This is a genomic window from Pokkaliibacter sp. MBI-7 (assembly GCF_029846635.1).
Lineage (GTDB): Bacteria > Pseudomonadota > Gammaproteobacteria > Pseudomonadales > Balneatricaceae > Pokkaliibacter.
The window spans coordinates 1,951,331-1,973,684 of record NZ_JARVTG010000001.1 but is presented as its reverse complement, the minus strand read 5'-3'; the positions used below and the strand labels follow the sequence as shown (position 1 = coordinate 1,973,684).

Here is a 22,354-nt window from a genome sequence, read left to right as displayed (position 1 = left end):
AACAACAACACCCCGAAAACGGGGTGTTGTGTTAGGCGCTGGCTAACGCTTAGCGCTGGCGAGGACGGAAGTCGTCACGACGGCTGAAGCGCTCACCGCGATCTTCATCACGGCTACGACGGGGAGCAGGACGATCTCCGCGATCTCCTCGGCTACTGCTGCGACGTGGACGGTCAGCATAACCACCTTCTTCACCATTTTCTGCCCAGGGAGACAGTTGCATGGACTGGTTGCGGATGCTGCAACCGGCCAGCGCAGAACGCTGAGCAGGGTTCAGGTTTTCAGGCAGATATACAGTTGAATAGGTGCCGTACAACTTGATATGGCCAATGCGGCTACCGGAAATGCCCGCTTCGTTGGCGATGGCGCCGACGATATCGCGTGGCTCGACGCGCTGTTCACGACCCAGGGCAATACGGTAACGAGTCATTGGCTCGGTGTCCTGGGGACGCTCACGACGCTCGGTGCGTTCACCGCGCTCGCCACGTTCATTACGGTCGCCACGGCGGGCTGCACGTGCTTCGGGTTGTTCAATTTCAATGTCGGCGCTGCGCGGAGCTGCTTTTTCGTCACGAGCCATCCAGTAAAGGGCTGCTGCAACGTTTTCCAGTGCCACACCGTGTTCTTCGGTCAGACGCTGAACGATGCTGGTGCCTTCGCTCACGCGCTCATCCTGCATGGCTTCCAGAATCTTGTTAACAAATTGCTGTTCACGCAGCTGAGCCATCTCTTTCTTGGTGGGCAGCTTGTAGCGTTCCAGTGAGTGACCAATGTGGCGCTCAAGACCCTGCAGTGTGCGGCGCTCACGTGGAGTGATCAGTACCAGTGCGCGGCCTTCACGACCAGCACGGCCAGTACGGCCAACACGGTGTACATAAGATTCGCGGTCCATCGGCAGATCGTAGTTGACGACGTGGCTGATGCGCTCAACGTCCAGACCACGGGCAGCTACGTCAGTGGCCACGATGATGTCTACTTTGTTCTGTTTCAGGCGATCTACTACTTTCTCACGCAAAGGCTGGCTCAGGTCACCGTGCAGAGCAGCGGCGCGATAGCCGTAGTGATCAAGTTTGTCGGCCAGTTCCTGAGTGGTGGTCTTGGTACGGGCAAAAATGATCAGACCATCAAAGTCTTCCACTTCCAGCAGGCGTGCCAGTGCATCAAACTTCTGATGACCGCTTACTTCGATATAAGCCTGAGTAATAGAGGATACGGTGGCCGTCTTGCTGTGGATCTTGATCTGAGCAGCATCCTGCAGGTGGCGATCGGCTACTTCACGGATAACCGGCGGCATGGTGGCAGAGAACAGTGCAATCTGACGAGTGCTGGGGGTCTTTTCCAGAATCCACTCAACATCATCAATAAAGCCCATCTTCAGCATTTCGTCTGCTTCGTCGAGTACCAGCGTCTGCAGGTTGTCGAGATTCAGAGTGCCACGCTCCATATGATCCATCACGCGACCTGGAGTACCGACAACAACATGCACGCCATCACGCAGACCGCGCAGCTGAGTACGGTAGTCCTGACCACCGTATACGGACAGAATGCGGATGCCACGCATGCGCGCAGCATACTGCTCAAGTGCAGTGGTCACCTGCAGGGCTAGCTCACGGGTAGGAGTCAGAATCAGCGCCTGAGGGGCGCTTACTTTCAAATTGATACGCGCCAGCAGGGGCAGAGCAAACGCGGCGGTTTTACCAGTACCAGTCTGTGCCTGGCCAAGTACATCCTTACCGGACAGCAATACGGGGATACTCTGCTCCTGAATAGGAGAAGGATTTTCATAACCCATCTCTGCCAGAGGGGTCAGCAGAAATTCAGGCAGGCCAAGATCAGCAAAGGTCATAGTCGTTGCTTGTGCAGACATTACGGAGTTCCGAATAAAAGGAAAAACTAAAGCACCCAGCGAGGGCATGAAAGGATATATCGGAACTCACGGAAGGGCCCGGGCCCGTCATGGAAGACTGGGCAACAACGCCTGAACCAACGGTACAAACCTGTGGGTTGAGACTCTATCAGCAGGGATTAGGGCGGATCACACCTTCTTTGAGGCGCCGCAAGAACCGGACTGAACGGGAGTGCGATACATCGAGGTGGCGCATTCTAAAGAAAACCCAGAGGGTTGGCAACTGCTGTATATAAAATAGTCAGTACTAAAGTCGAATGCGTCAAAAATCAGGGTGTGCACATTATTTGCTAAGACTAAAAATAACTGTCTTGCGACTGACGACAGTCATGAAAAATGACTGTTGATCAAAAAAAGTACAGTTAACTGACTTCTTTATAACAAAAAGTCGGTTGGTGCTTTGTCTAGAGGCGGTTATACTCGGCCTTTGACTTTGGTGACAAAGTCAAAATTTTACCTTGGCAGGGTAACCTGTGAGGTAAAGCTTCTTTTCCGTCGACCTCGGTCGACACTTTATATAGATAAGAGAGTTATATGTCTCAATTAGTTACCGGCGTCGTTAAGTGGTTTAACGAAGAAAAGGGCTTCGGTTTCATCGCTCGTGACGGTGCTTCTGATGTGTTCGTTCATTTCCGTGCAATCAACGGCACTGGCCGTCGCACTCTGCACGAAGGTCAGAAAGTAACTTTCGAAGTTACTCAAGGCCAAAAAGGTCCCCAGGCTGAAAACGTCACCGTAGTAGCCTAAGACCGCTTTTTCCCTGGCCCAATCTGCATCGCCACTTTGTTGTAAGCCTTGTTTTTTGCCCAGGTAACTAAAAGCAAACCAACCCTGAATGATTGTCCGAAAGGATAGGCGTTCAGGGTTTTTTATTGCCTGCGTTACTAATGGTTACATCGCATTTTGAACTTGTTACCAGAGGAAAGGTTCTGCGTAATCTGACCATGCCTTTGTGAGCGGGCACAGACAGCTGTTTGGAAGACATCGACATGGAGACATGCAGAGCAGTCAGGTGCTGTTTGATCTCTTTGCAAAAAATCCAGCACCTGTAGCGCGTTTCAGACTGCACTATTGCAGTGCAGTGATCCAGTCTCGATCTTCAAACCATTTCTGATACAGGCGGTCATAGCTGCCATCGCCTTTGATCTGGCGGAGGAAGTTGTTGAGGAAGTTTAGGAAATCCGCATCACCCTGACGGACGGCCCAGCCTAAGGGTTCATAAGTGAACGGGGTGTCCAGATGAATAAGCTTGTCGCCATTCTGTGCTTTGTAGAACGCATTCAATGGCAGGTCATAGATGAAGGCGGTTGCCTTGCCATTTAATACTTCCATTACCCCATCTGCTTCGCTTTCAAAGACCCGGATCTGTGCTTTGTCGAGCATCTTTTTGGCGACGATATCTCCCGTTGTACCCAGCTTGGTAATGACGATAGTGCTGGGATTATTCAGGTCTCTGAAATTGTGCACCTTGTCTTTGTAGGCCGGTGACAGCAGGACGGTCTGCCCAACCACGATATAGGGGTCAGCAAAGTTCACCTTGAGATTACGTTCTGCGGTGATGGTCATACCCGACATGACAATATCGCATTTGTCGGTCATCAGTGCGGGAATGATGCCATCCCATGCGGTGTTAACCGGGGTATAGTCCACCGCCATGGACTTGGCCATCAGCTTGGCGATGTCGATGTCAAAGCCAATATCCTTGCCATTCTTGTCCTTCATTTCAAAGGGCATATAGCCCGCTTCAAAGCAGACACGCAGGGCATGGTTGTTCTGGATAGTCTCCAGTGTACCTGCATGGACACTGGCACCAGAGCCTAAAGCCAGGGCGAGAAGAGCTGAGCGGAGTCGTAACATGCTGGTAATTCCTTTTCCGTCAGAAGCGCAGAGACAGGCAGCTGACGCCACCGTCGAGTTTCTGAAACTCACGGGTATCTACTTCGATCAGTCGATAACCCAGCTTGCGGACCTGTTCAGCGGTGTATGGATGGCCAGCAGGCATGATCACGCTGTCGTTGACCCAGATGCTGTTGGCGGCGTAAGCCTCCTCTGCAGGGACTTCAATGCGGTTGAATGGCTTGAACTCATCCAGGTGGAGAAATTCGCCAGTAATCAACAGGTGGTTGTGTTCCAGATAAGACAGCCCTGTCTTCAGGTGCAGCATTTCCGCCATCTTGACCATGCTGCCACTCATACCGTGACGTTGCAGAATCTGAATCAGCTGACGAGCGCCTTCCTCGTTGGTGCGCGCTGACAGACCGATATAGAAATGGGTGCCGACCATCATGACGTCACCTGCTTCCAGTGTGCCGGGAGCGGTGATGGACTCCAGCGAGGAATAGAAGCGTTGCAGCGTGGTACCGATCAGTTCGGCTTCGCCACGTCGGCTGTCTGCCCCCGGACGGGTAATGATGGCGCAGTGTGGTGTACACAGTGCGACATCCTCGACAAAGCAGGAGTCGGGGAAGTCTTCACGTGGAGGCAGTACGGTCACGTCAACGCCGCAGCTGAGCAGGGCATCGATATAGCATTGATGCTGGACTTGTGCGGTCAGGTAATCGGGACGACCGAGGTCGACAGACGTCAGGCCGTGCATCAGTGTGGCAGCAGGGCGACGAACAATGGTGTGTTTGAACATGGAGAATCCTTGAGTCAGGAACGGGCTTAATTGCAGTGAGTATGCCTGTTGTGACTATTTCAAGGACTGTGCCACGCCTATGTGTGAAAAAGGCTCGGACGAGTGGCTTAAAAGACTACTTTTTCGCGTAAATGGATCGAAATGCAGGGAGTGTTGCTTTAGATAAGGTGTTCTTTTGATGATATTTCGTCATTTGACCAAATATCGTCTCTAATGCTGGTGTATTGAATTTAATGAGCTTGGGGGCAGAGGATTCGTTATGTTGAGCAGGGTGTCCGTGCTGGACACCTAAGATTGACGAAAAATCGTCAGGTAGCGGATGAAAAATGGTGAATAACCGTCTGGAGGGGTAATGACAGTGTGGCGCGAGCCTGTCTCGACGGAGTTGCAGGGAGTATTGGCTTGTCTGCGTGAGTTTCTCGATAGTCTGGAACAGCCGGTTACCATCGTCGATCAGCAGGGAGTCTTTGTTTATTACAACCGCTACAGCGCAGCTATCGATGGTGTGGATGCCGCTCAGGTACTGGGCCAGCCTTTGGCCTGTCCCAGCCTGACCGCAGACACCAGTACTCTGATGCGCTGCCTGACACAGGGGCAGCGATTCATTCATTGTCATCAGCGTTATGAAACACCATTGGGGCAGGTTATCGATTACCTGCATACCGCCTTGCCTCTCTATGGCGCCAGTGGCCAGATCATCGGGGCGATCGAAGTTGGTCGGGATCTTAGTCATTACCGTAGTCTGACCAATCAGGTGCTGGACCTGTCAGCACGGCTGCTGGAGGCTGGTAGTCAGCGCCAGCAGGGGGATGCCATCATCACGGCCGATCCGCAGATGCAGCAGCAGCTGGGTCATCTGGATGCGTGCGCCGGAGCCGATGTACCGGTGCTGATTTACGGCGAGACCGGCACCGGTAAAGAGCTGTTTGCCCGCCGTGTCCATCAGCGCAGTAAGCGCGCAGAAAGAGCCTGGATTACGCTGAACTGTGCGGCCATTCCTGACACCTTGCTGGAAAGTACACTGTTCGGCACGACCAGAGGAGCCTTCACGGGAGCGGAGACCCGTAAGGGGCTGTTTGCTCTGGCGGATGGCGGCAGCCTGTTTCTTGATGAGCTGAATTCCATGCCCATCGAGCTGCAGGGCAAGCTGTTGCGAGTGCTGCAGGATGGGCGTTTCTCACCACTGGGCAGCGGACGTGAGCAACAGGTCAATGTTCGCATTATTGCGGCGATGAATACGCCTCCCTGGGAAGAGATTCGAGCGGGCCGGTTGCGTGAGGATTTGTTCTATCGTCTGAATGTTGGATTTATCCGGGTGCCACCTCTGCGCGAGCGGCGCAGCGATATTACGGTGCTGGCAGCACATTTTATCCGTATGCATGCAGCCGACATACGGCCGGACATTCAGGGTATCAGCGAGCAGGCATTGCAGGCGCTGCAGCAGCATCCCTGGCCCGGTAATGTACGCATGCTGGAAAACGTGATTCAGCGCAGCTTATTGTTAGCGCCGAGTGGGCAGCCGTGGCTCGAAAAACTGCATTTTCTGGATGAAAGTGACGTGGTGCGGACATCGGTGAGCCCGGTGGCCACCAGTGAGATTGCTCAGGCGGCTGATCACTCCTCTCAGGCTTCGAGCACTCCTTCACTGGCAGCACCAGCGGCTCCGCTGGGGGCACCGTCACCGGCTTCTCTGCCGGTACAGCTGGCTGCACTGGAGCGTGAGCTGATTCAGCAGGCTATGGTCACAAGTGCGGGGCATATTGGTGCCGCCGCAGAGTTGCTGGGGATTCCTCGGACCACATTGCAGTCTAAATTGCGTAAATTAGGCTTGTGAAGATTTCCTATAATTATCAAGCATGTAGGTAATATTACTGAGTGGTAAGGTGCGGATTCAGACTGAATCATAACAGTCGCCATCTGTGCTGAAACGATATTGCGTAATATTTCCAACTCCTTAATCTCTAGCGCCGCCGGGCAGGGATCGCCTGACAGGTGCTGATACAGCGCCGGACTACTCCAGGGATAGACAGACAAGCATAACAAGATGCTGAAGGAGCGCTGTATGGCCCATGCCCCCATGGTTGACCGCAGTAAATCGTTTGCCTCCGATACACCAGCCAAGCTGGTGCCTATGGTCTGGTTTACCTGTTTCCTCGCCGCACTGGCAGGGTTGTTGTTTGGCCTGGATATTGGCGTGATCTCTGGTGCACTGCCATTTATCGCCAGGGATTTCCAGATTGATGATTCCATGCAGGAGTGGATTGTCAGCTCCATGATGTTCGGTGCCACCCTTGGTGCACTGACGGCTGGCATGATGTCGCAGAAGCTGGGGCGCAAGTATGCCCTGATGGTCGGTGCTGCCTTGTTTGTGGTTGGTTCACTGCTGGCTGCAGCGGCCTGGACGCCGACTGTGCTTATTGTCGCTCGGGTGATTCTCGGGCTGGCAGTCGGTATCGCCTCCTTTACCGCGCCACTCTATCTGTCGGAAATCGCTCCGGAGCGGGTGCGTGGTTCGATGATTTCCATGTATCAGCTGATGATCACCATCGGTATTCTGGCAGCGTTTCTGTCCAATACGGCCTTTAGTTACCTGCAGAGCTGGCGGTGGATGCTGGGAGTGATCACCTTCCCGGCGCTGGGCCTGTTGCTGGGGGTCATGGTACTGCCCCGCAGTCCGCGCTGGCTGGCCACTAAAGAGCGTTTTGAAGAGGCCCAGAGTGTGCTGCGTCGTCTGCGTGGCAGCGATGAAGAAGTGCACAGTGAAATGACCGAGATCCGTGCCAACCTGAAAAAAGGCGCCAGTGGCTGGGAGCTCTTCCGTCAGAGTCCGGCGTTCCGCCGAACTGTGGCACTGGGCATGGTACTGCAGGTTATCCAGCAGTTTACTGGCATTAATGCGGTGATGTATTACGCGCCGCGTATCTTCGACATGGCTGGCTTTGCTTCCACTGAAGCTCAGCTGTGGTCCACGGTTTCTGTGGGGCTGGTCAACGTACTGGCGACCTTTATCGCCATTGGTCTGGTAGATCGCTGGGGCCGCAAGCCCATCCTGTATACCGGCTTCCTGGTGATGGGCATCGGCATGGCGATTCTGGGCTACCTGCTGAATATGGGCACGGGTACTGCCAGTATGCAGCTCTTTGCTGTCGCCATGTTGCTGGTCTTCGTGGCCGGGTTCGCCATGTCTGCCGGCCCGCTGATCTGGATCCTGTGCTCCGAGATTCAGCCACAGGCGGGGCGTGATTTCGGTATTACCTGCTCCACCGTAACCAACTGGGCAACCAATATGATTATCGGGGCCTACTTCCTGACGACACTGAACACGCTGGGTGGCCCTGGCACGTTCTGGGCCTTCGCGGCACTGAACGTGGTGTTTATCCTGTTCACCCTGTTCTATGTACCGGAAACCAGAGGGGTCTCTCTGGAGAAGATCGAGCAGAATCTGATGCAGGGCAAGCCGCTGAGCAAGCTTGGTCGCTGAGTCAGGCAGCGTCGGCCCGGTATGACATCACAACCGGCATCGCAGATCAGAAACAACAACGGCACCTCAGGGTGCCGTTGTTGTTTCTGTGTCCGGCGATAATGCTGAAGCAGTTACCGCCGGATTTCAGCCAGTATCAGCGAATGACTTCCGCAATCGCCTGAGTGACCACATCCAGATTGCCGTTGTTGAGGGCGGCCACACAGATTCGGCCTGAGCCTACGGCATAGATGCCAAACTCGGCCCGCATACGTTCCACCTGATCGGCGGTCAGGCCGGAGTAGGAGAACATGCCACGCTGTTGCTTGACGAAGCTGAAGTCACGGGCGGCGCCCAGAGCGGCCAGCTTGTCGACCATGCTGATGCGCATGTCACGGATACGCTGACGCATTTCGCCCAGCTCCGCTTCCCACATGGCGCGCAGCTCATCGCTGTTAAGTACGCTGGCCACCACGGTGGCACCGTGAGTGGGTGGGTTGGAGTAGTTGGTACGGATAACACGTTTCACCTGTGACAGGACCCGGGCGCTTTCTTCGCGGCTGGCGGTCACCAGTGACAGGGCGCCGACACGCTCGCCGTACAGGGAGAATGACTTGGAGAAGGAACTGGAGACAAAGAAGTTCATGCCTGAGGCGGCAAACAGGCGCACTGCTTCTGCATCTTCATAGATACCGTCGCCAAAGCCCTGATAGGCGATATCCAGGAAGGGGACATGATCGCGTGCCTGCAGCACTTCCAGTACCTGTTTCCATTCGTCGTTGCTGAGGTCTACGCCGGTAGGGTTATGGCAGCAGGCGTGCAGCACGATGATGGAGCGGGCGGGCAGGCTGTTGAGCTTTTCCAGCATGCCTTTGATATCAGAGCCATTGCTGGCGGCATCGTAATAGGGGTAGTTCTCGACATTGAAGCCTGCTGACTCAAACAGGGCACGGTGGTTTTCCCAGCTGGGGTTGCTGATGGCTACGGTGGCATCAGGCAGCAGTCGCTTGAGGAAGTCGGCACCGGTCTTCAGTGCACCGGTGCCTCCCAGCGCCTGAGTGGTTACCACCCGGCCTGCTGCCAGCAGTTCAGAATCGCTGCCGAACAGCAGTTTCTGCACCGCGCTGTCATAAGCGGCAATCCCTTCGATGGGCAGGTAGCCACGGGGAGCGGCAGCCTGCAGGCGAACCTTTTCGGCTTCCTGCACGGCGCGCAGCAGAGGAATGCGGCCCTCTTCATTGAAGTACACACCCACGCCCAGGTTGACCTTGTTGCTGCGGGTATCCGCAATAAAGGCTTCGTTGAGGCCAAGGATGGGGTCGCGGGGGGCCATTTCTACGGCAGAAAACAGACTCATGATGGTAACTCGATCGCTAGGGCGGAAGTGATTAGGGCGTATGGTGAGTCATCAAACAGCTGACTGCATTTTGTCCTGAAAATGCACCGACCAGTATAGCGGAGTGAGTCGGCGGATAAAGGCGCCTGTCGGGGTAAATTTCTATCATTTGCCAATATGGATGGTGATTGTCCGGTCATCTGCGCCGAAACAGCAGCATAGTGCGTTTTTCTTACCCATCTGGATCAGTTATCTGGCTGATTGGCAGGCTGTCTGGCTGAAGCTGACCTATAGTGAATGCTGGTTGGTTATTGCAGCATCGGGAACGTTTGCACGTTCTACCAGCGGAAGGACAGCAGAAGTGGGAAGGACTATAGCAGCACCGATCTGACCACGAGGTGCAGGTCATGGCAGAGCTGGTTTCCGTGATTACCCCGGTGTATCAGGGGCAGGGGCATGTACGCCGGGCAGTGGATTCCCTGTTGCGACAGACTCATCAGCATTGGGAGTGTCTGTTGGTATCCGATGACGGCACGGACTATCTGGGCTGGCTGCGTCAGCAGGGGGTCAGCGATCCGCGTCTGCGTCAGCTGTTTTCCACCCGGATGGGAAGCGGCCCCAATCTGACCCGCAATCTGGCGCTGGGCGCTGCGCGCGGACAGTGGATTGCTCCTCTGGACGCTGATGATTGTTATGACCCACAGCGACTTCAGCGCCTGCTGGAGCTGGCCAGAGATACCGGGCTGGCGGCGGATAACGCCCGGGTGGTGGACGATAGTAATAATCGCGTACTGCATCTGGCTTTCAGCAATCACCCGCAGGGCCGGCTGGAGCTGGATGATTTTTTCCACACCCACGTGCCGCTGTTGTTTGTCTTTCATCGCCAGCTGATCCAGCGTGGCTGGGATGATCTGCCCCGTGGAGCCGATACACTGTTTAATCTGCGTGCACTGGAGCAAGCAGGCTATGCCCGTTACTGCACTGAGCCCCTGCATGATTACCGGGTGCATCGAGCCTCCCTCTGTCACAGTGCCGACGCCGGTGAACGTTTTGCCGAAGCCTATGCCCTGACCCTGCAACGTCTGCAGGAGGATGGTCTGGGGTTCGGCTCCCCACAGATGCGACAGCAAGTGATGGCGCTGATTCATTTCAAGCAGCAGCTTAACCAGCTGTTCAGCCAGCGATGCGCGCAGGGTTATGTGGGCACCTTCCAGAACTTCGTGGATGACTTCCCCCCCGCCGAGCTGCAGCAACTGCGGCAGTGACAGGTGGCTCGTGCCTGTGCGAACAGGTTCTGTTGCTGGGGCGAATAACTAAGTACAGGTCGTATTCAGGCCTGTACATCCCTGTTCATGCACTAGCATGCGGAAGGAGGGTTTTTGGTATAGACCAGATTCCTGCCTTTCGCCTTTCATGATCAAGGGAGCCTGTGATGAAAAAATCGACGACCTGGCTGGCCGCAGCGGTGTTATCGGCGCTGAGCTGGCATGCCTGCGCTACTGAACTCAAACACTGGCCGGAAGCCCAGGCCAGGCAGTTGGATGCCATGATCAGCGCCAACGCCAACAAGGGTGCCTATGCGGTGTTTGACATGGATAACACCAGCTACCAGTACGATATCGAAGAGGCGCTGTTGCCCTATCTGGAAATGAAAGGGTTGCTGACGCGCGACACCATGGACCCTTCCCTCAAGCTGATCCCGTTCAAGGACACCCCGGAGCACAAGGAAAGCCTGAACAGCTATTACTACCGCCTGTGTGAAATCGACAATCTGGTGTGTTACCCCTGGGTGGCACAAATCTTCGCCGGTTTTACCCTGCAGCAACTGAAAGGCTACGTCGATGAAGTGATGGCCTATGACCAGCCGATCCCGATCAGCTATTACGATGGCGACAAGGTGGTGGAAAGCAGCGTCAAGGCCCCCAAAGTGTTTGCCGGGATGACCGAGCTGTACAACCGTCTGCAGGAAAATGGCATTGACGTCTATGTGATGACGGCCGCCAGTGAAGAGATCGTGCGTATGATCGCCAGCGATCCCAAGTACGGCTACAACGTCAAACCGCAGAACGTCATCGGCGTCAACATGCTGCTCAAGGATCCGCAGACTCAGGCACTGACGACTTCACGGCTGCAGATCAAGCAGGGCAGCTATGACCCGGCGAAGAATATGTCGCTGGTGATGACCCCTTATCTGATGAACCCCATGACCTGGTACGAAGGCAAGCTGGGTTCCATCCTCGGCTGGATTGATCAGTGGCGTAAGCCGGTGCTGGTGGCCGGTGACTCACCGCTGTCAGACGGCTATATGCTGTTCAACGGCACTGATGTGGATCAGGGCGGCGTGCGCGTCTGGGTCAACCGCAAGGCCAAGTACATGACGCAGATGGAAAAGTGGTGGGGCGAGGCAGCCAAGAAGCAGGCTGATCTCGGTCAGGAAGTCACCGCTGATAAAAACTGGGTGGTGGTCACCCCTGATCAGCTGCACTGATTCGGGAGGTTATCCAGCGACCTGTGATCCGGCCCTGAGGGGCCGGATTTTTTTGCGGTGCTCAGGCGGAAATATTGAGCATTGCCCCCATACGACTGTTCTGGTCACTGGGCAGGTTGGAGGAGAACTGGCTGAGCAGATCGGTCAGAGACACATTGCTGCCTGATACTCCCAGCGCCGCGAGCAGATCGGCGTACTTGGTTTCCAGTTCGGTAGTGGCGCTGCTTGAGTCGCCTGAGTTGATCTGAGTAATCAGGCTCTGCAGGTCGTCCTGCATCGGATTCTGAGAGCCGTAACCGCTGTTGCTGGCACTGCTGTCGGTGCTGCTGACGCCCTGATCATGCAGGGTGGCCAGCAGGGTCTGCATAAAGTCCTGCAGCGCCGCCGTCTGTTCATCCGTCGATGTCGCCGACGCCGCCGTCAGGGCATCGTAGGTGGAGTCATCGGTACTGCTGTCATCGCTGCTGGTCAGCCCGGTATCGGACAGCGCGCTGGTCAGTGCCGTCAGCAGACTGTCCGACGATTGCGGGGGCGGCGGAGGCGGCGGCTCGATCTGCTGGGTGGTCTGGCTGTTACTGGTTCCCTGAAGTCGCAGTAGTTCCGAGGTGTATGCACTGGAACTGATGCTGCTTATAGATGACATGGTAACGCTCCTTCTGCCCATCCTCAGGCAGGGGTCATGGCATTGGCATGGTTAAGGTCTCGTGTCGGTACAGGCTGGCATATCACTACAGCGAGCCTGATACAGGCTCTTGCATTAAATGCGGGCGGTGCAGTGGATTGGCCACGGACAACTGAACAGATATAAGGCAATTCACTTGCCAGAATAGAAAGGATGAAAATAACTGGAATTAATTTCCGCGAAATGGAATGGCTGGGTAGGGTATTGGTAAGGCTAGTGTAAATATAAGGTAAATATTTAATTTCATGGAAATCGATAGCAAAAATGTTTACCTATTGACAAGGTTTTATGGACATCCTGCTGAATGGGCTATTAATGCGACGGCAATTCATCTCAGCCAGGCGGCATGAAATTGCCGCCCAGTGAGATGAAAAAGGGCAAGAGTGGCACCTGCTGGCGGATCGCTGACCGCCGGACAGGCGCAGGCAGGCATGCATGTGAGAGGATGCAGGCAGCATCAGCTTATGCCGAGGTGTTTACCATGCTGCCATTGGGCATGCCCTGCAGCGCACTTTGCAGATAGCTCTGGGCCGACGCGGTATCGCCGGACGACAGTGCGCTGCCCACCTGACTCAGCGCCTGTTTAAGCGGGTTGTCATCGTCGTCATCGCTATCGCTGTCGTTGGTACTCAGCGCAGACACCAGGCTGTCATAGGCGGTCTGGGCGCTGTCGGTGTCACCGGAGTCCAGCGCATCCAGCAGGCTGGTCAGGCTGTCACTGGAGTCCTTGTCCATCATGCCGCCGGGTGGAGGAGGTGGCATATCACCGCCACTGGGAGGTGTAGCACTGGCAAAGTCGCTGGCGGCGCTCTGAATGGAGCTGACATCTCCACTGGCCAGGCCGGCCTCGACCTGTGACAGCAGAGTGCTGATGGGATCGTCGCCATCTCCTGCACCGTCCGGCTGATTGGCCGTCATGGCATCGTAGGCGCTCTGGATAGCATCAACATCGCCTGAGTCGATGGCGTCGGTCAGGGCGCTCAGCTGGTCTTCAAAGCCCCCTGATTTCTGTGTGGAAGAGCTGCTCGATGTACTGTAGCTGTACGAGGAGCTGGATATGCCAGAAATACTCATCTTTATTCACTCCATTTGCTGTTTTCGAATTGCCTTGGTAAATGCCTGAAATAAAAGGCTGATTTAACCCCGACGCATTCCTGTTACAGCAATTATCAGACCCCGGGATTAATGTCTGACTATATCGGCCGCAAATGACGAGTATTGGGTGAGAAGGGTGTAAAACTGAAGTAAAGATAATGTCAGGCTAACTGCACATTGTGCATATTGAAATGGCGTTGATGAAAAAATGAATTGTGCTGATGTATGAGCGGAATATATCGGCAGAATAATGATTTATTTAGATGAATATCAATAATATAAGCCGATGAACTGGGTTGGTAAGGCTCTCCGGGGGCCGATGTGCTTCTCTGGCTCAGTAGCTCCGTAGCTCCGTAGCTCCGTAGCTCAGTAGCTCAGTAGCTCAGTAGCTCAGTAGCTCAGTGGCTCAGTGGCTCAGAAACCTGAGCCTGTCGCCGAACCCGCCGCTGAGCAGTGCAGACCAGGCGGTCATGGCAGATGGCCTCAGGATGATCAGTTCAGCAGGGCACGCAGGATGTTCACTCCCAGATCCGTCATATCCTGACGGCTGGGGCCTTGCGTATTAGGGTCTGTGGCGGGGTGTTCAGCTGGCAGCCGATACCAGGCGTATTGACCGGCGGGCAGACGGCGCTGCCAGTTCCCGGCCTGTGCCAGCCAGCTGTTACCTTGCTGCTGCAGGCTGAGGTAGTCACCTTTCGGAACCTTGCGCTCGGCAATCAGCCGCGGTGGCTGCACATCAATCTGCTGCAGACGGAAGGTGCCCTCTTCTTCGACTTTACGCATCACCAGGGTGCTGTCGCGGTCTTGCCAGGGCAGGCTGCTGCAGCCGCCCAGTATGGTCAGGAGCAGCAGACTAGGCAGGGAACGTCTGATTCTCAAGAAACACCTCCGCATCTTCCTGGCGGAAGAAGATCAGGCGAACCTGACGGATCTGGCTGTCGAGGGGCGGCTGGAGTAATCGTTCCGTCAGAACGTGGGAAACCACCTGCGCGGCCTGTTCACGGGGGAAACCGTAGACACCGGTGGCGATGGCGGGAAAGGCCAGGGTATGCAATGACCGGCTGAGTGCCAGATCCAGTACATTGCGATAACAGTTACCCAGCAGCAGGGCAGCCTTCTGCCCGGCAACATGATAAATCGGCCCAACGGTATGAATGACCCAGGGCGCTGCCAGCTTGCCACCGGGCGTGATGACCGCCTCACCGGCAGGCAGGCCCTCAGGGAAGCGGGTCTGTCGCAGGCGCTGGCATGCGCTGAGGATGACCGGCCCACCGGCCAGATGGATGGCGCCATCGACGCCACCGCCGCCCAGCAGGCTGCTGTTGGCGGCATTGACGATGGCATCGACACGGGCAGTGGTAATGTCACCCACTTCGACCTGTACCCGGCCATCAAGAAAGGCCACTGGCTCCATCACATACCTCGCTGTCATCGCTACGCGGGCGGCAGGGACGTGCCGTCAGCGTTCCAGAGTATAGAACACATCGGCGCCACTGGAGGTGGTGCCGGTCTGGGACTCAAAGCTGACGTTACGGGTCAGCTTATAGCGGATCAGGAACTGGCTGCTGGGTTCGATCAGCCCCATGCCGTACTTGATGTACAGGTCCGGGGTCAGGTATTTGCCGATGGACAGGGAGGCCTCTTCCAGCGTACTGCCGGTATCAATACCGATGGTATCCAGGTTCAGTGCCTTGCCGACATTGCCCAGCAGCGCATTGCCGCCTTTGGCGCCCAGTGCCAGTGCCGCATGCATCATCATTTCCTGTTCAGAGGAGGAGGACGCATCCGGGCTTTTGCCAAGAATCAGATAGGACAGCAGGGAGCTGTCCGGCATCGACGGCGTGGAGATCAGGGTCATCTTCGGACTGCGGATCGTGCCACTGACCTGAGCGCCGACAGTGACATTATCTTCGTCAAATTCACGGGTGACGCGCATATCCAGTCCGGGGTTATCGACCGGGCCGCCGGTGTAGACCAGACTGCCGCGGTTGATGTTCAGATCCTGGCCGTAGATGGTGTACTGACCGGCGGCGACATTGATGTTACCGGTAGCACTGGCGGCGCGGTTGCTGGTCTGGCTGACCAGAATGCTGCCCTCCAGACGGCCTTTGAAGCCATAGGCATTGACGTTGACGTCCTTGCCCAGGGTCAGGCGCAGATTGACATCCAGCCCCTGTTTACCGGGCAGGGGGGAGCTGTCCTGCTTGCCGGTGACGATCACGGTGTCACCCGAAGAGGTGACCGCTGAACTGAGCTGAGGCGGCTGAATCAGTGCTTTGGGAATACTCAGCTCACCACGTACCTGCACTTTTTCCGGGTCGACCCGGATGGACATATCCGGTGAAATCCACGTCTGAATATCCTCGGTCCCCATGGCCTGGAAGTCCTGCCCTTTGAGGGTCATGTCGACCTTGCCCGCCAGGGGCGCCAGACTGCCGCCGATGGTGATAGTGCCCTTGCCGGAATCGACTTTGCCGTTGATGGTCATCATCTCCGGATTGTCCGGCGCATCGGCCAGTTCCAGCTGCATGTTCTTCAGCTGCAGTCCGGCGACCGGTACTGCGGCGCCAGCATCATACAGCCCCAGTTTGCCGCGAATGGCCGGTTGCTGCAGGGTGCCGCCCAGATTCAGGTTGCCCTGCAAACGGCCAGACACATCCTGCAGGTCGGGGACGAAGACGCTGACGATGCGCAGATCCTGCATCTGGGTGGACAGGTTGCCACTCAGTAACTGCTTGCTGCTCATCCCCTTGATGGCGACGTTGGCCTGCACATTACCTTTGACTTCGGCCAGCTGTAACTGCAGCTGAGCATTGAGGTTGTCGTTTTCGCCGCTGGCGGTCAGGCTGACCTGATTGAGGCTGACACTGAGGCCGGGGTCATCCAGCGTGATCTTGCTGTCCTGCAGGGCCGCATTGGCGGTAAAGCGTGGCGCCTTGCCCGGGGCCTGGCTGAAGTTGGCATCGGCATTCAGATAACCGGCGATGTCGCTGGTGCCGGGCAGGAAGGCGGTCAGCATGTCGAGCGGCAGCTGGCGCAGGTCAACCTTGCCCTGACTGCCTTTGCTGCCTGACCACTGGCCGCTGCTGCACAGGCTGGCCTGACTGTGTTCACGGTTCAGGCAAAAGCTGCCAAGGCTGGCGGCAGTGGCGCTGGCCTTGAGCGCGGCGGGCTGGCGCAGCTGCCAGTGACCAGCATCGTCGTTACGCAGATCAAACTGGCTGATCTGGCCGCTCCAGCTGTCTTTATTCCAGCCACCGCTCAGTTGGGTCTGCAGTTGTAGCATGGGGCCTTTGGCGGTGAGATTCAGGCTGTGTTTCTGTTCCACGCCCTGTCCTTTCAGCACCACGCTGTCCAGACGCTGACCACCGGCGTAGATCTTGCTGGCTTCGATATCGATGGCTGCCGCCTGCTGCCAGCTGAGATCAAGGGCAATATCGGCCTTCAGACTGTCCAGCCGGGAGTCGGTGTAACCCAGCTGGCTGGCACTGATTTTGGCCTTCACTGCCGGGGTCAGACGCTGGCCGGACAGGGTGCCGCTGGCATCGATGCTGCCGCGTGCCTGTGGCAGCAGTTTATTGAGGTTGCTGGCTTGCAGTTTCCAGTTCAGATCGAGCTGGTCATTGACCCGTCCGGCGGTCTGCAGACGGGCATTGCCCCAGCTCAGATCCAGTCCGTCGATGTTGATGTCCTGACCGGCCATGGCCACCTTACCCTGACCTTTCAGCGGCTGCTGGTGCAGGCTGCCTGACAGCTGTTCGATCACGGCGGTCAGATGGGGGCCATCAGCCTGCAGTTGTCCTTCACTGCTGAGGGCGAAGCCGACTGTGCCGGCCAGATCCGGCCATTGTTTGCCCGGATTGAGCTTGTCACCCTTGAGTGCGAGCTTCCAGCCAGGCTGAGGCGCCCAGGCCAGCTGGCCCTGGCTGCTGAGTGTGCCGCCCAGCGTATTGATCTGCAGGTTCAGATCCCGCAGTGCGGCGGTACTGCCCTGGCCCTGCAGGCTGATGGTCGCAGCGGGAATATCGGTACCGGCGACTTCGGTATGCAGGGCCAGCTGATAGTTATCCAGCGGGCCACTGAGGCTGACTTCACCCTGCGGGCTCTGATACTGGGCCTCGCCCTGCAGAGGGTAGCGCAGGCGCTGCCAGTGGCCCTTGAGATCAAAGGTGGGAGTCTGCTGCAGGGCGGCAATACGGCCTTGCAGCTGAACCTGACTGTTGCTGTCCGGCAGCAGCAGCTGTAACTGCTGGATGCTGACCTGCTGCATGTCGGTCGTGGCCGCCAGTTGCAGATCGGTCTTGCCCAGCTGTGGCAGCTCGGTATGCAGACTGGCATTGGCCTGAATGTCCTGCAGGGTGCCACTGCTGGTCAGCTCGCCGTTCAGCAGGCGGTCCTGCAAGTCCGCTGAGACCGCACCCAGCTGTATATCCTGCAAGCCTAGTTTGACCTTGAACGCCAGTTTGCCCAGTGGATCGCTGGCCTCGGCATCAAGCTTGAGCTGTCCGGGGCCGCTGATCAGCTGGGTCAGCTGCAGCTGCTGCAGATCACCACTGAGCCTGCCGCTGCCATCCAGCACCGGCTGCTGCGGTAGGGCCAGATGCCACTTCATCTCCAGTGTGAGGGGGTACTTACCCACTGGCTCAACCTGACCTGTGATACTGGCACTGGCGATGGGGCTGTCGAGAGACAGGGTCTGCAGTTTCAGAACGCTGCCTTCGTTGTGGGCACTGAGCAGCAGCTGTTTGATCTGCTGGGTCGCGGGCGGTTCGCCGCTGCCCGTGGCGGCGGGGGTCAGACTGGCATCACTGAGTTCAATATGGTCCAGCTGCACGCCCAGCGGTAAGGCGATGTCAGGCAGCGTCAGCGGCTCGGTGCCGGGTTCACTGGGTGATGACGGTGGCAGCTGAACCTGCAGACCGCTGGCCAGCAGGTCTTTCACATGCAGGGTCGGTGCCGACAGGCTGAGCAGGGCCGCAGGCTGCCAGTTGAGGGTCAGCTGCTGCAGGCTGACCTGCAGCTTGCCGGTGGCATCCTGATAACGAATATCACTGAGCTGCAGATGGCCGAGCAGGGTGCCTTCTACCTGACCGTAACTGAATTGTCCGGGGATAAAGCCTCGGGCCTCATTCAGCAGGGTGCGGGTACCTGAGGTGCTGCCAGCCAGCCAGCCAAGGGTGGCGAGGAGCAGAACAAGCAGCAGACAGAGTACGGCCAGCACAATGCGCAGCAGTCGCCAGGGCAGCGACAGGAGCGTAACAGAGGGGGAAGATTTCGGCGGCTTGGCAGCGTCAGCACTCACAGATCAGGACCCAGGGTAAAGTGAATTCGGAACGAACGCTCGTCATTGAGCGGCTTGGCAAGATCAATGCGGACCGGCCCGACCGGAGACTGCCAGCGCAGCCCGACACCGACCCCGGTGACCATCGCTTCGCGGTAGTCATTGAAGGCATTACCCGTGTCGACAAAGGCTGCCACGCGCCAGTCTTCCCTGAACTGATAATCCGTCTCCACACTGCCTACCATCAGATATTTGCCGCCAATCACCGTGCCTGAGGAGTTGGTTGGCCCCAGCTCTTTGTAACCGTAACCACGGATACTGTTGTCGCCACCGGCGTAAAAGCGATGGGTGGTGGGGATTTGTTCAAAGTCCCCTGCCCAGGTGGCACCTAAATCGGCACGGGTCAGCAGGCGGGTGCGTGGCGTCAGGGTTGTGACGTATTTGCCACTGGCCTCGGCCTGCACAAAGTTGGTGTCAGACAGCACGCTTTCTGCCGCACCACGCAGGGCAAAGGACAGACGGTAACCCTCGGCCGCACGCAGCGGATTACGGGAGCGAGTGACACTCCAGGTGCTGCTCGGGATCAGGAACAGCGAGCTGTATTCCTCGTCATCAAGGGTGTAATCCTCCTGCTCAAGGTCAAGGGACATGATGCGCTGCCAGCCGTTATCCAGCTTCTTCTGCCAGCTGGAGCCCACTGCCAGGGTAGTGGAGTCAGTGGTGTCGGAGTTCTCGGTACTGTACTGGGTGCGGAAGGTGTACTGATCGGTCTGCGGGTGCTTGCCGGGGATGATGTAATTCAGCACCAGATCATTGTTGACCTGTGACAGCAGGATCGAGGTGTTGAAGCGATGGCCTCGGTCATTGATCCAGCGGCGGGTCTGGTCAAAGCGCATGCGTGCACCGGTATCGGTGCCATAGCCGACCCCGAAGCGGTAGCGTGTGCGCTTGTTGGGTTCCAGCACTACATCCACCGGTACCTCGTCGCCCTGGGCTTCATCCCATTGCGGCTGGACTTCCACCCGGCTGAAGTATTCGCTGTCGACCAGACTGCTCTGCAGATCCAGCAAGCGGCGGGTGGAGACGTAGTCGCCACGCTCGAAGGTGACGTAGCGCTCCAGCAGCGACTTGCGTACCGGTGCATCAGCGAAGCGGACCTCGCCAATGCGGTAGCGCGGGCCGGTGTCCAGTATCAGATCGATATTGGCCTGATAGTCGGCCATGTCGATGGCCAGCGTCTGGGTAGTGAAGTGGGCATCGTAGTAGCCCCGGTCCGCTGCCTGTGACTGCAGCTTGGATTTCAGTGCCTCGTAATCGGCATGGCGCAGGGGCTTGCCGCTCTTCAGGCCGCTGTCTTTGATGATGCTCTGCAGGACCCGGTCTTTCTCCCCCGGGCCGCTGATCTGCACATTGATCTTGCCGTAGGGAACGGCGGTACCCGGATCGATCACATAGTGGGCGATCCAGTTGTCACCCTGCTGTTCCAGGTCGCTTTCAATGTGGGGGCGATAATAACCGAAAGGCGCAAGTGCCTGAGTAATCTGCAGCTCAGCCTGACGATGCAGGTAGCGAATACGTGCAGGGCCAGGCAGCGTGCCCTTGGTCAGCTTTTCGATACCGAGGTATGCTTCGACGTTGTCGGCCAGCTCGCCCTTCACCCCTTCAATCTTGACCTTGAGGGAGGGCGCGTCGGCAGCCCAAGCGCTGTAACTCAAGGTCAGCGCCGTGACGAAGCTGAGACGCCTGATGAGATCCTTCAAACCCAAATCCTTGCTCACTGCAATATTGTCAGGACAGCGTAACCACTCCGGGCGCAGAACGTGACCACGTTCTTACGCCGCAACCTTGCAGCTGGGCAGGGTACAGAGCAATCACACTTCTTATCCAATAGCACACCATTGTGCGAGTTTCAGTAAAGCAGTGTAAAGGCTGAAAGTGTAAGGGCATGTTTGGCGACATGCCCTGAGGGCTAGCGAAGAGGGCGGTTAGTTGAAGCTGATAGCCGCCAGCCCTGCCTGAGCACACTGCTCGTCCTGATCCTCACTGCCTCCGCTCACACCAATACTGCCGATGACCTGACCGTGGGCATCGGTAATCGGCAGCCCACCGGCGACCACGGTAATGCCGGGGATATACTGCGCTCCCTGATTACTTTTTACCGCCTCCCTGACCTGTCGGGTCGACAGGCGTAAGCCTGCTGCGGTATTGGCCTTCAGCTGGGCCACACTGGTACTGACCGGCAGGGCATCGTCCATGCGGGCAAAGTGCAGCAGCTGCCCCGTCGCATCATCAATGGCCACCACCATGTGCCAGCCCTGTTTGAGGGCGAAGGCTTCACAGCCCGCAGCAATCTGGCGGGCACTGGCCAGATCCAGCGTGGGTCGCAGTAACGGCTGGGCAATGCTGGCACTGCTCCAGATCAGGATGGTGCTGGCGCACAGCACCGTGCGCAGGGAAGAAAGGCGGGCAGACATGGCAAACTCCTTCTGAACAGGAAAGAACAAGTCGCAGTATTCCAGCTGGGTAAAGGCAGAAAAATGCGCTAGGGTTTTGCACATTGCTAACCCGGAGTTTGGAATGATGGACCGTCTGCTGAGTATGGAAGTGTTTGTCGCCGTGGTTGATCTGGGCAGCCTCAGTGCAGCTGCTGAGCGCTTTGCCCTGTCGGCACCGATGGTGTCCAAACACGTGCGGCATCTGGAGCAGCGTCTGGGTGGGCGGTTATTCAACCGGACGACACGGCAGCAGAGCCTGACCGCCATGGGGCAGAACTATTACCAGCGCTGCCTGCTGATTTTGCAGGATATTCGCGCCGCGGAAGCCAGTGCTGCCGAACAGCAGGAGGAGCCGCGCGGGCGGGTGCGCATCAACGCCCCGGTCACCTTTGGCAGTCTGGCCCTGACGCCGGTACTGACCGGTTATCTGCAGCGCTATCCGCAGGTCAGCATCGAGCTGGATCTGAACGATCAGCAGCTGGATATGACGGCGGTGGGGGCTGATCTGACGGTGCGCATTGGCCGTCTGGCCGACTCCAGCCTGATTGCCCGTTCCCTTCGCCCCTACCAGATGCAGATTGCCGCATCGCCAGCCTATCTTACACGCCATGGTGAGCCACTCACTCCCGCTGATCTGTCGCAGCATCAGTGCCTTGGTTTCAATTTCTGGCGCAAAGGGCGGGGCTGGCAGCTGGGCGGGCAGGCGCAGGAAGAAATCCGCAGTCGCCTGCGCAGCAATCAGGGGCAGGCGCTGAAGACAGCGGCACTGGCGGGATTTGGCATTGTCATGCAGCCTGCCATTCTGCTGCAGGATGCCATTGACGGTGGTCAGTTGCAGCCGCTGTTACAGGACTATGTTCCGGCACCGCGGCAGATCAGCCTGCTTTATCATCAGGACCGTCAGCGCCAGCCGACGCTGGCGACCCTGATTGACTGGATAGTTAAGGCGCTGGCGGACTGAGAAGGTATATAT

General features: G+C 57.1%; 17 protein-coding genes. 6 read left to right on the top strand and 11 right to left on the bottom strand.

Features of this window, described 5'->3' with window-relative positions:
* Positions 1-49 precede the first annotated feature (49 nt).
* On the bottom strand, positions 50-1,867 hold the full coding sequence (locus tag QCD60_RS08790; RefSeq protein ID WP_279784358.1) for a DEAD/DEAH box helicase: 1,818 nt from the start codon (positions 1,865-1,867) through the stop codon (positions 50-52).
* Positions 1,868-2,440: 573 nt separating this feature from the next.
* Between QCD60_RS08790 and QCD60_RS08785 the strand changes: the two genes are divergently transcribed.
* Positions 2,441-2,653: a cold-shock protein gene (locus QCD60_RS08785; RefSeq protein ID WP_104153125.1), complete on the top strand. Its 213-nt coding sequence runs from the start codon at positions 2,441-2,443 to the stop codon at positions 2,651-2,653.
* Positions 2,654-2,974: 321 nt separating this feature from the next.
* Here the strand turns inward: QCD60_RS08785 and QCD60_RS08780 are convergent, their stop codons facing one another.
* Together QCD60_RS08780 and QCD60_RS08775 are read right to left on the bottom strand one after the other, a co-directional pair.
* Positions 2,975-3,763 carry a transporter substrate-binding domain-containing protein gene (locus QCD60_RS08780; RefSeq protein ID WP_279784355.1) on the bottom strand — a complete coding sequence of 263 codons (789 nt, stop codon included), beginning with the start codon at positions 3,761-3,763 and terminating at the stop codon, positions 2,975-2,977.
* 19 nt (positions 3,764-3,782) lie between these two features.
* Entirely contained in the window at positions 3,783-4,544 is a 762-nt protein-coding gene (locus QCD60_RS08775) for an arginine deiminase family protein (RefSeq protein WP_279784353.1), read from the bottom strand.
* 352 nt (positions 4,545-4,896) lie between these two features.
* On the opposite strand from QCD60_RS08775, the gene QCD60_RS08770 reads away from it, so the two are divergent.
* Both QCD60_RS08770 and QCD60_RS08765 read left to right on the top strand, forming a co-directional pair.
* Positions 4,897-6,378: a sigma 54-interacting transcriptional regulator gene (locus QCD60_RS08770; protein WP_279784351.1), complete on the top strand. Its 1,482-nt coding sequence runs from the start codon at positions 4,897-4,899 to the stop codon at positions 6,376-6,378.
* 228 nt (positions 6,379-6,606) lie between these two features.
* Positions 6,607-8,025 (top strand): sugar porter family MFS transporter, encoded by a 1,419-nt coding sequence (locus tag QCD60_RS08765; RefSeq protein WP_279784349.1) that lies wholly within the window; start codon positions 6,607-6,609, stop codon positions 8,023-8,025.
* A 136-nt stretch (positions 8,026-8,161) separates the two neighbouring features.
* On the opposite strand, the gene QCD60_RS08760 is transcribed toward QCD60_RS08765, so the two are convergent.
* A complete protein-coding gene (locus QCD60_RS08760; protein WP_110189234.1) occupies positions 8,162-9,361 on the bottom strand; it encodes an amino acid aminotransferase in 1,200 nt (399 codons plus the stop codon).
* Positions 9,362-9,747: 386 nt separating this feature from the next.
* Here QCD60_RS08760 and QCD60_RS08755 point away from each other — a divergent pair, with 386 nt between their 5' ends.
* Both QCD60_RS08755 and QCD60_RS08750 read left to right on the top strand, forming a co-directional pair.
* Entirely contained in the window at positions 9,748-10,605 is an 858-nt protein-coding gene (locus tag QCD60_RS08755) for a glycosyltransferase family 2 protein (protein ID WP_279784346.1), read from the top strand.
* Between the two features lie 167 nt (positions 10,606-10,772).
* Positions 10,773-11,828: a hypothetical protein gene (locus tag QCD60_RS08750; protein WP_279784344.1), complete on the top strand. Its 1,056-nt coding sequence runs from the start codon at positions 10,773-10,775 to the stop codon at positions 11,826-11,828.
* Between the two features lie 61 nt (positions 11,829-11,889).
* On the opposite strand, the gene QCD60_RS08745 is transcribed toward QCD60_RS08750, so the two are convergent.
* The 7 genes from QCD60_RS08745 to QCD60_RS08715 form a co-directional block, all read right to left on the bottom strand.
* On the bottom strand, positions 11,890-12,471 hold the full coding sequence (locus QCD60_RS08745; RefSeq protein ID WP_104153132.1) for a hypothetical protein: 582 nt from the start codon (positions 12,469-12,471) through the stop codon (positions 11,890-11,892).
* Positions 12,472-12,972: 501 nt separating this feature from the next.
* Positions 12,973-13,584 carry a hypothetical protein gene (locus tag QCD60_RS08740; RefSeq protein ID WP_279784340.1) on the bottom strand — a complete coding sequence of 204 codons (612 nt, stop codon included), beginning with the start codon at positions 13,582-13,584 and terminating at the stop codon, positions 12,973-12,975.
* A 513-nt stretch (positions 13,585-14,097) separates the two neighbouring features.
* Positions 14,098-14,484 carry a hypothetical protein gene (locus QCD60_RS08735; RefSeq protein WP_279784338.1) on the bottom strand — a complete coding sequence of 129 codons (387 nt, stop codon included), beginning with the start codon at positions 14,482-14,484 and terminating at the stop codon, positions 14,098-14,100.
* Positions 14,459-15,019 carry an O-acetyl-ADP-ribose deacetylase gene (locus QCD60_RS08730; protein ID WP_279784335.1) on the bottom strand — a complete coding sequence of 187 codons (561 nt, stop codon included), beginning with the start codon at positions 15,017-15,019 and terminating at the stop codon, positions 14,459-14,461. The genes QCD60_RS08735 and QCD60_RS08730 overlap by 26 nt, the downstream gene beginning before the upstream one ends.
* 45 nt (positions 15,020-15,064) lie before the next feature.
* A complete protein-coding gene (locus QCD60_RS08725) occupies positions 15,065-18,907 on the bottom strand; it encodes a translocation/assembly module TamB domain-containing protein (RefSeq protein WP_279784333.1) in 3,843 nt (1,280 codons plus the stop codon).
* Complete coding sequence (locus QCD60_RS08720; protein WP_279784331.1) at positions 18,904-20,646, bottom strand: autotransporter assembly complex protein TamA; 1,743 nt, start codon at positions 20,644-20,646, stop codon at positions 18,904-18,906. Before QCD60_RS08720 ends, QCD60_RS08725 begins: the two co-directional genes overlap by 4 nt.
* Before the next feature lie 225 nt (positions 20,647-20,871).
* On the bottom strand, positions 20,872-21,360 hold the full coding sequence (locus QCD60_RS08715) for a heme-binding protein (protein WP_279784329.1): 489 nt from the start codon (positions 21,358-21,360) through the stop codon (positions 20,872-20,874).
* Positions 21,361-21,463: 103 nt separating this feature from the next.
* Between QCD60_RS08715 and QCD60_RS08710 the strand changes: the two genes are divergently transcribed.
* Positions 21,464-22,342 (top strand): LysR family transcriptional regulator, encoded by an 879-nt coding sequence (locus QCD60_RS08710; RefSeq protein ID WP_279784327.1) that lies wholly within the window; start codon positions 21,464-21,466, stop codon positions 22,340-22,342.
* The last annotated feature ends 12 nt before the right edge of the window (positions 22,343-22,354 follow it).

Bases quoted from the DNA above. Each gene is read 5' to 3' on its own strand.
- QCD60_RS08790 (WP_279784358.1), bottom strand. From the start codon at position 1,867: ATGTCTGCACAAGCAACGACTATGACCTTTGCTGATCTTGGCCTGCCT.
- QCD60_RS08785 (WP_104153125.1), top strand. From the start codon at position 2,441: ATGTCTCAATTAGTTACCGGCGTCGTTAAGTGGTTTAACGAAGAAAAG.
- QCD60_RS08780 (WP_279784355.1), bottom strand. From the start codon at position 3,763: ATGTTACGACTCCGCTCAGCTCTTCTCGCCCTGGCTTTAGGCTCTGGT.
- QCD60_RS08775 (WP_279784353.1), bottom strand. From the start codon at position 4,544: ATGTTCAAACACACCATTGTTCGTCGCCCTGCTGCCACACTGATGCAC.
- QCD60_RS08770 (WP_279784351.1), top strand. From the start codon at position 4,897: ATGACAGTGTGGCGCGAGCCTGTCTCGACGGAGTTGCAGGGAGTATTG.
- QCD60_RS08765 (WP_279784349.1), top strand. From the start codon at position 6,607: ATGGCCCATGCCCCCATGGTTGACCGCAGTAAATCGTTTGCCTCCGAT.
- QCD60_RS08760 (WP_110189234.1), bottom strand. From the start codon at position 9,361: ATGAGTCTGTTTTCTGCCGTAGAAATGGCCCCCCGCGACCCCATCCTT.
- QCD60_RS08755 (WP_279784346.1), top strand. From the start codon at position 9,748: ATGGCAGAGCTGGTTTCCGTGATTACCCCGGTGTATCAGGGGCAGGGG.
- QCD60_RS08750 (WP_279784344.1), top strand. From the start codon at position 10,773: ATGAAAAAATCGACGACCTGGCTGGCCGCAGCGGTGTTATCGGCGCTG.
- QCD60_RS08745 (WP_104153132.1), bottom strand. From the start codon at position 12,471: ATGTCATCTATAAGCAGCATCAGTTCCAGTGCATACACCTCGGAACTA.
- QCD60_RS08740 (WP_279784340.1), bottom strand. From the start codon at position 13,584: ATGAGTATTTCTGGCATATCCAGCTCCTCGTACAGCTACAGTACATCG.
- QCD60_RS08730 (WP_279784335.1), bottom strand. From the start codon at position 15,019: ATGGAGCCAGTGGCCTTTCTTGATGGCCGGGTACAGGTCGAAGTGGGT.
- QCD60_RS08715 (WP_279784329.1), bottom strand. From the start codon at position 21,360: ATGTCTGCCCGCCTTTCTTCCCTGCGCACGGTGCTGTGCGCCAGCACC.
- QCD60_RS08710 (WP_279784327.1), top strand. From the start codon at position 21,464: ATGATGGACCGTCTGCTGAGTATGGAAGTGTTTGTCGCCGTGGTTGAT.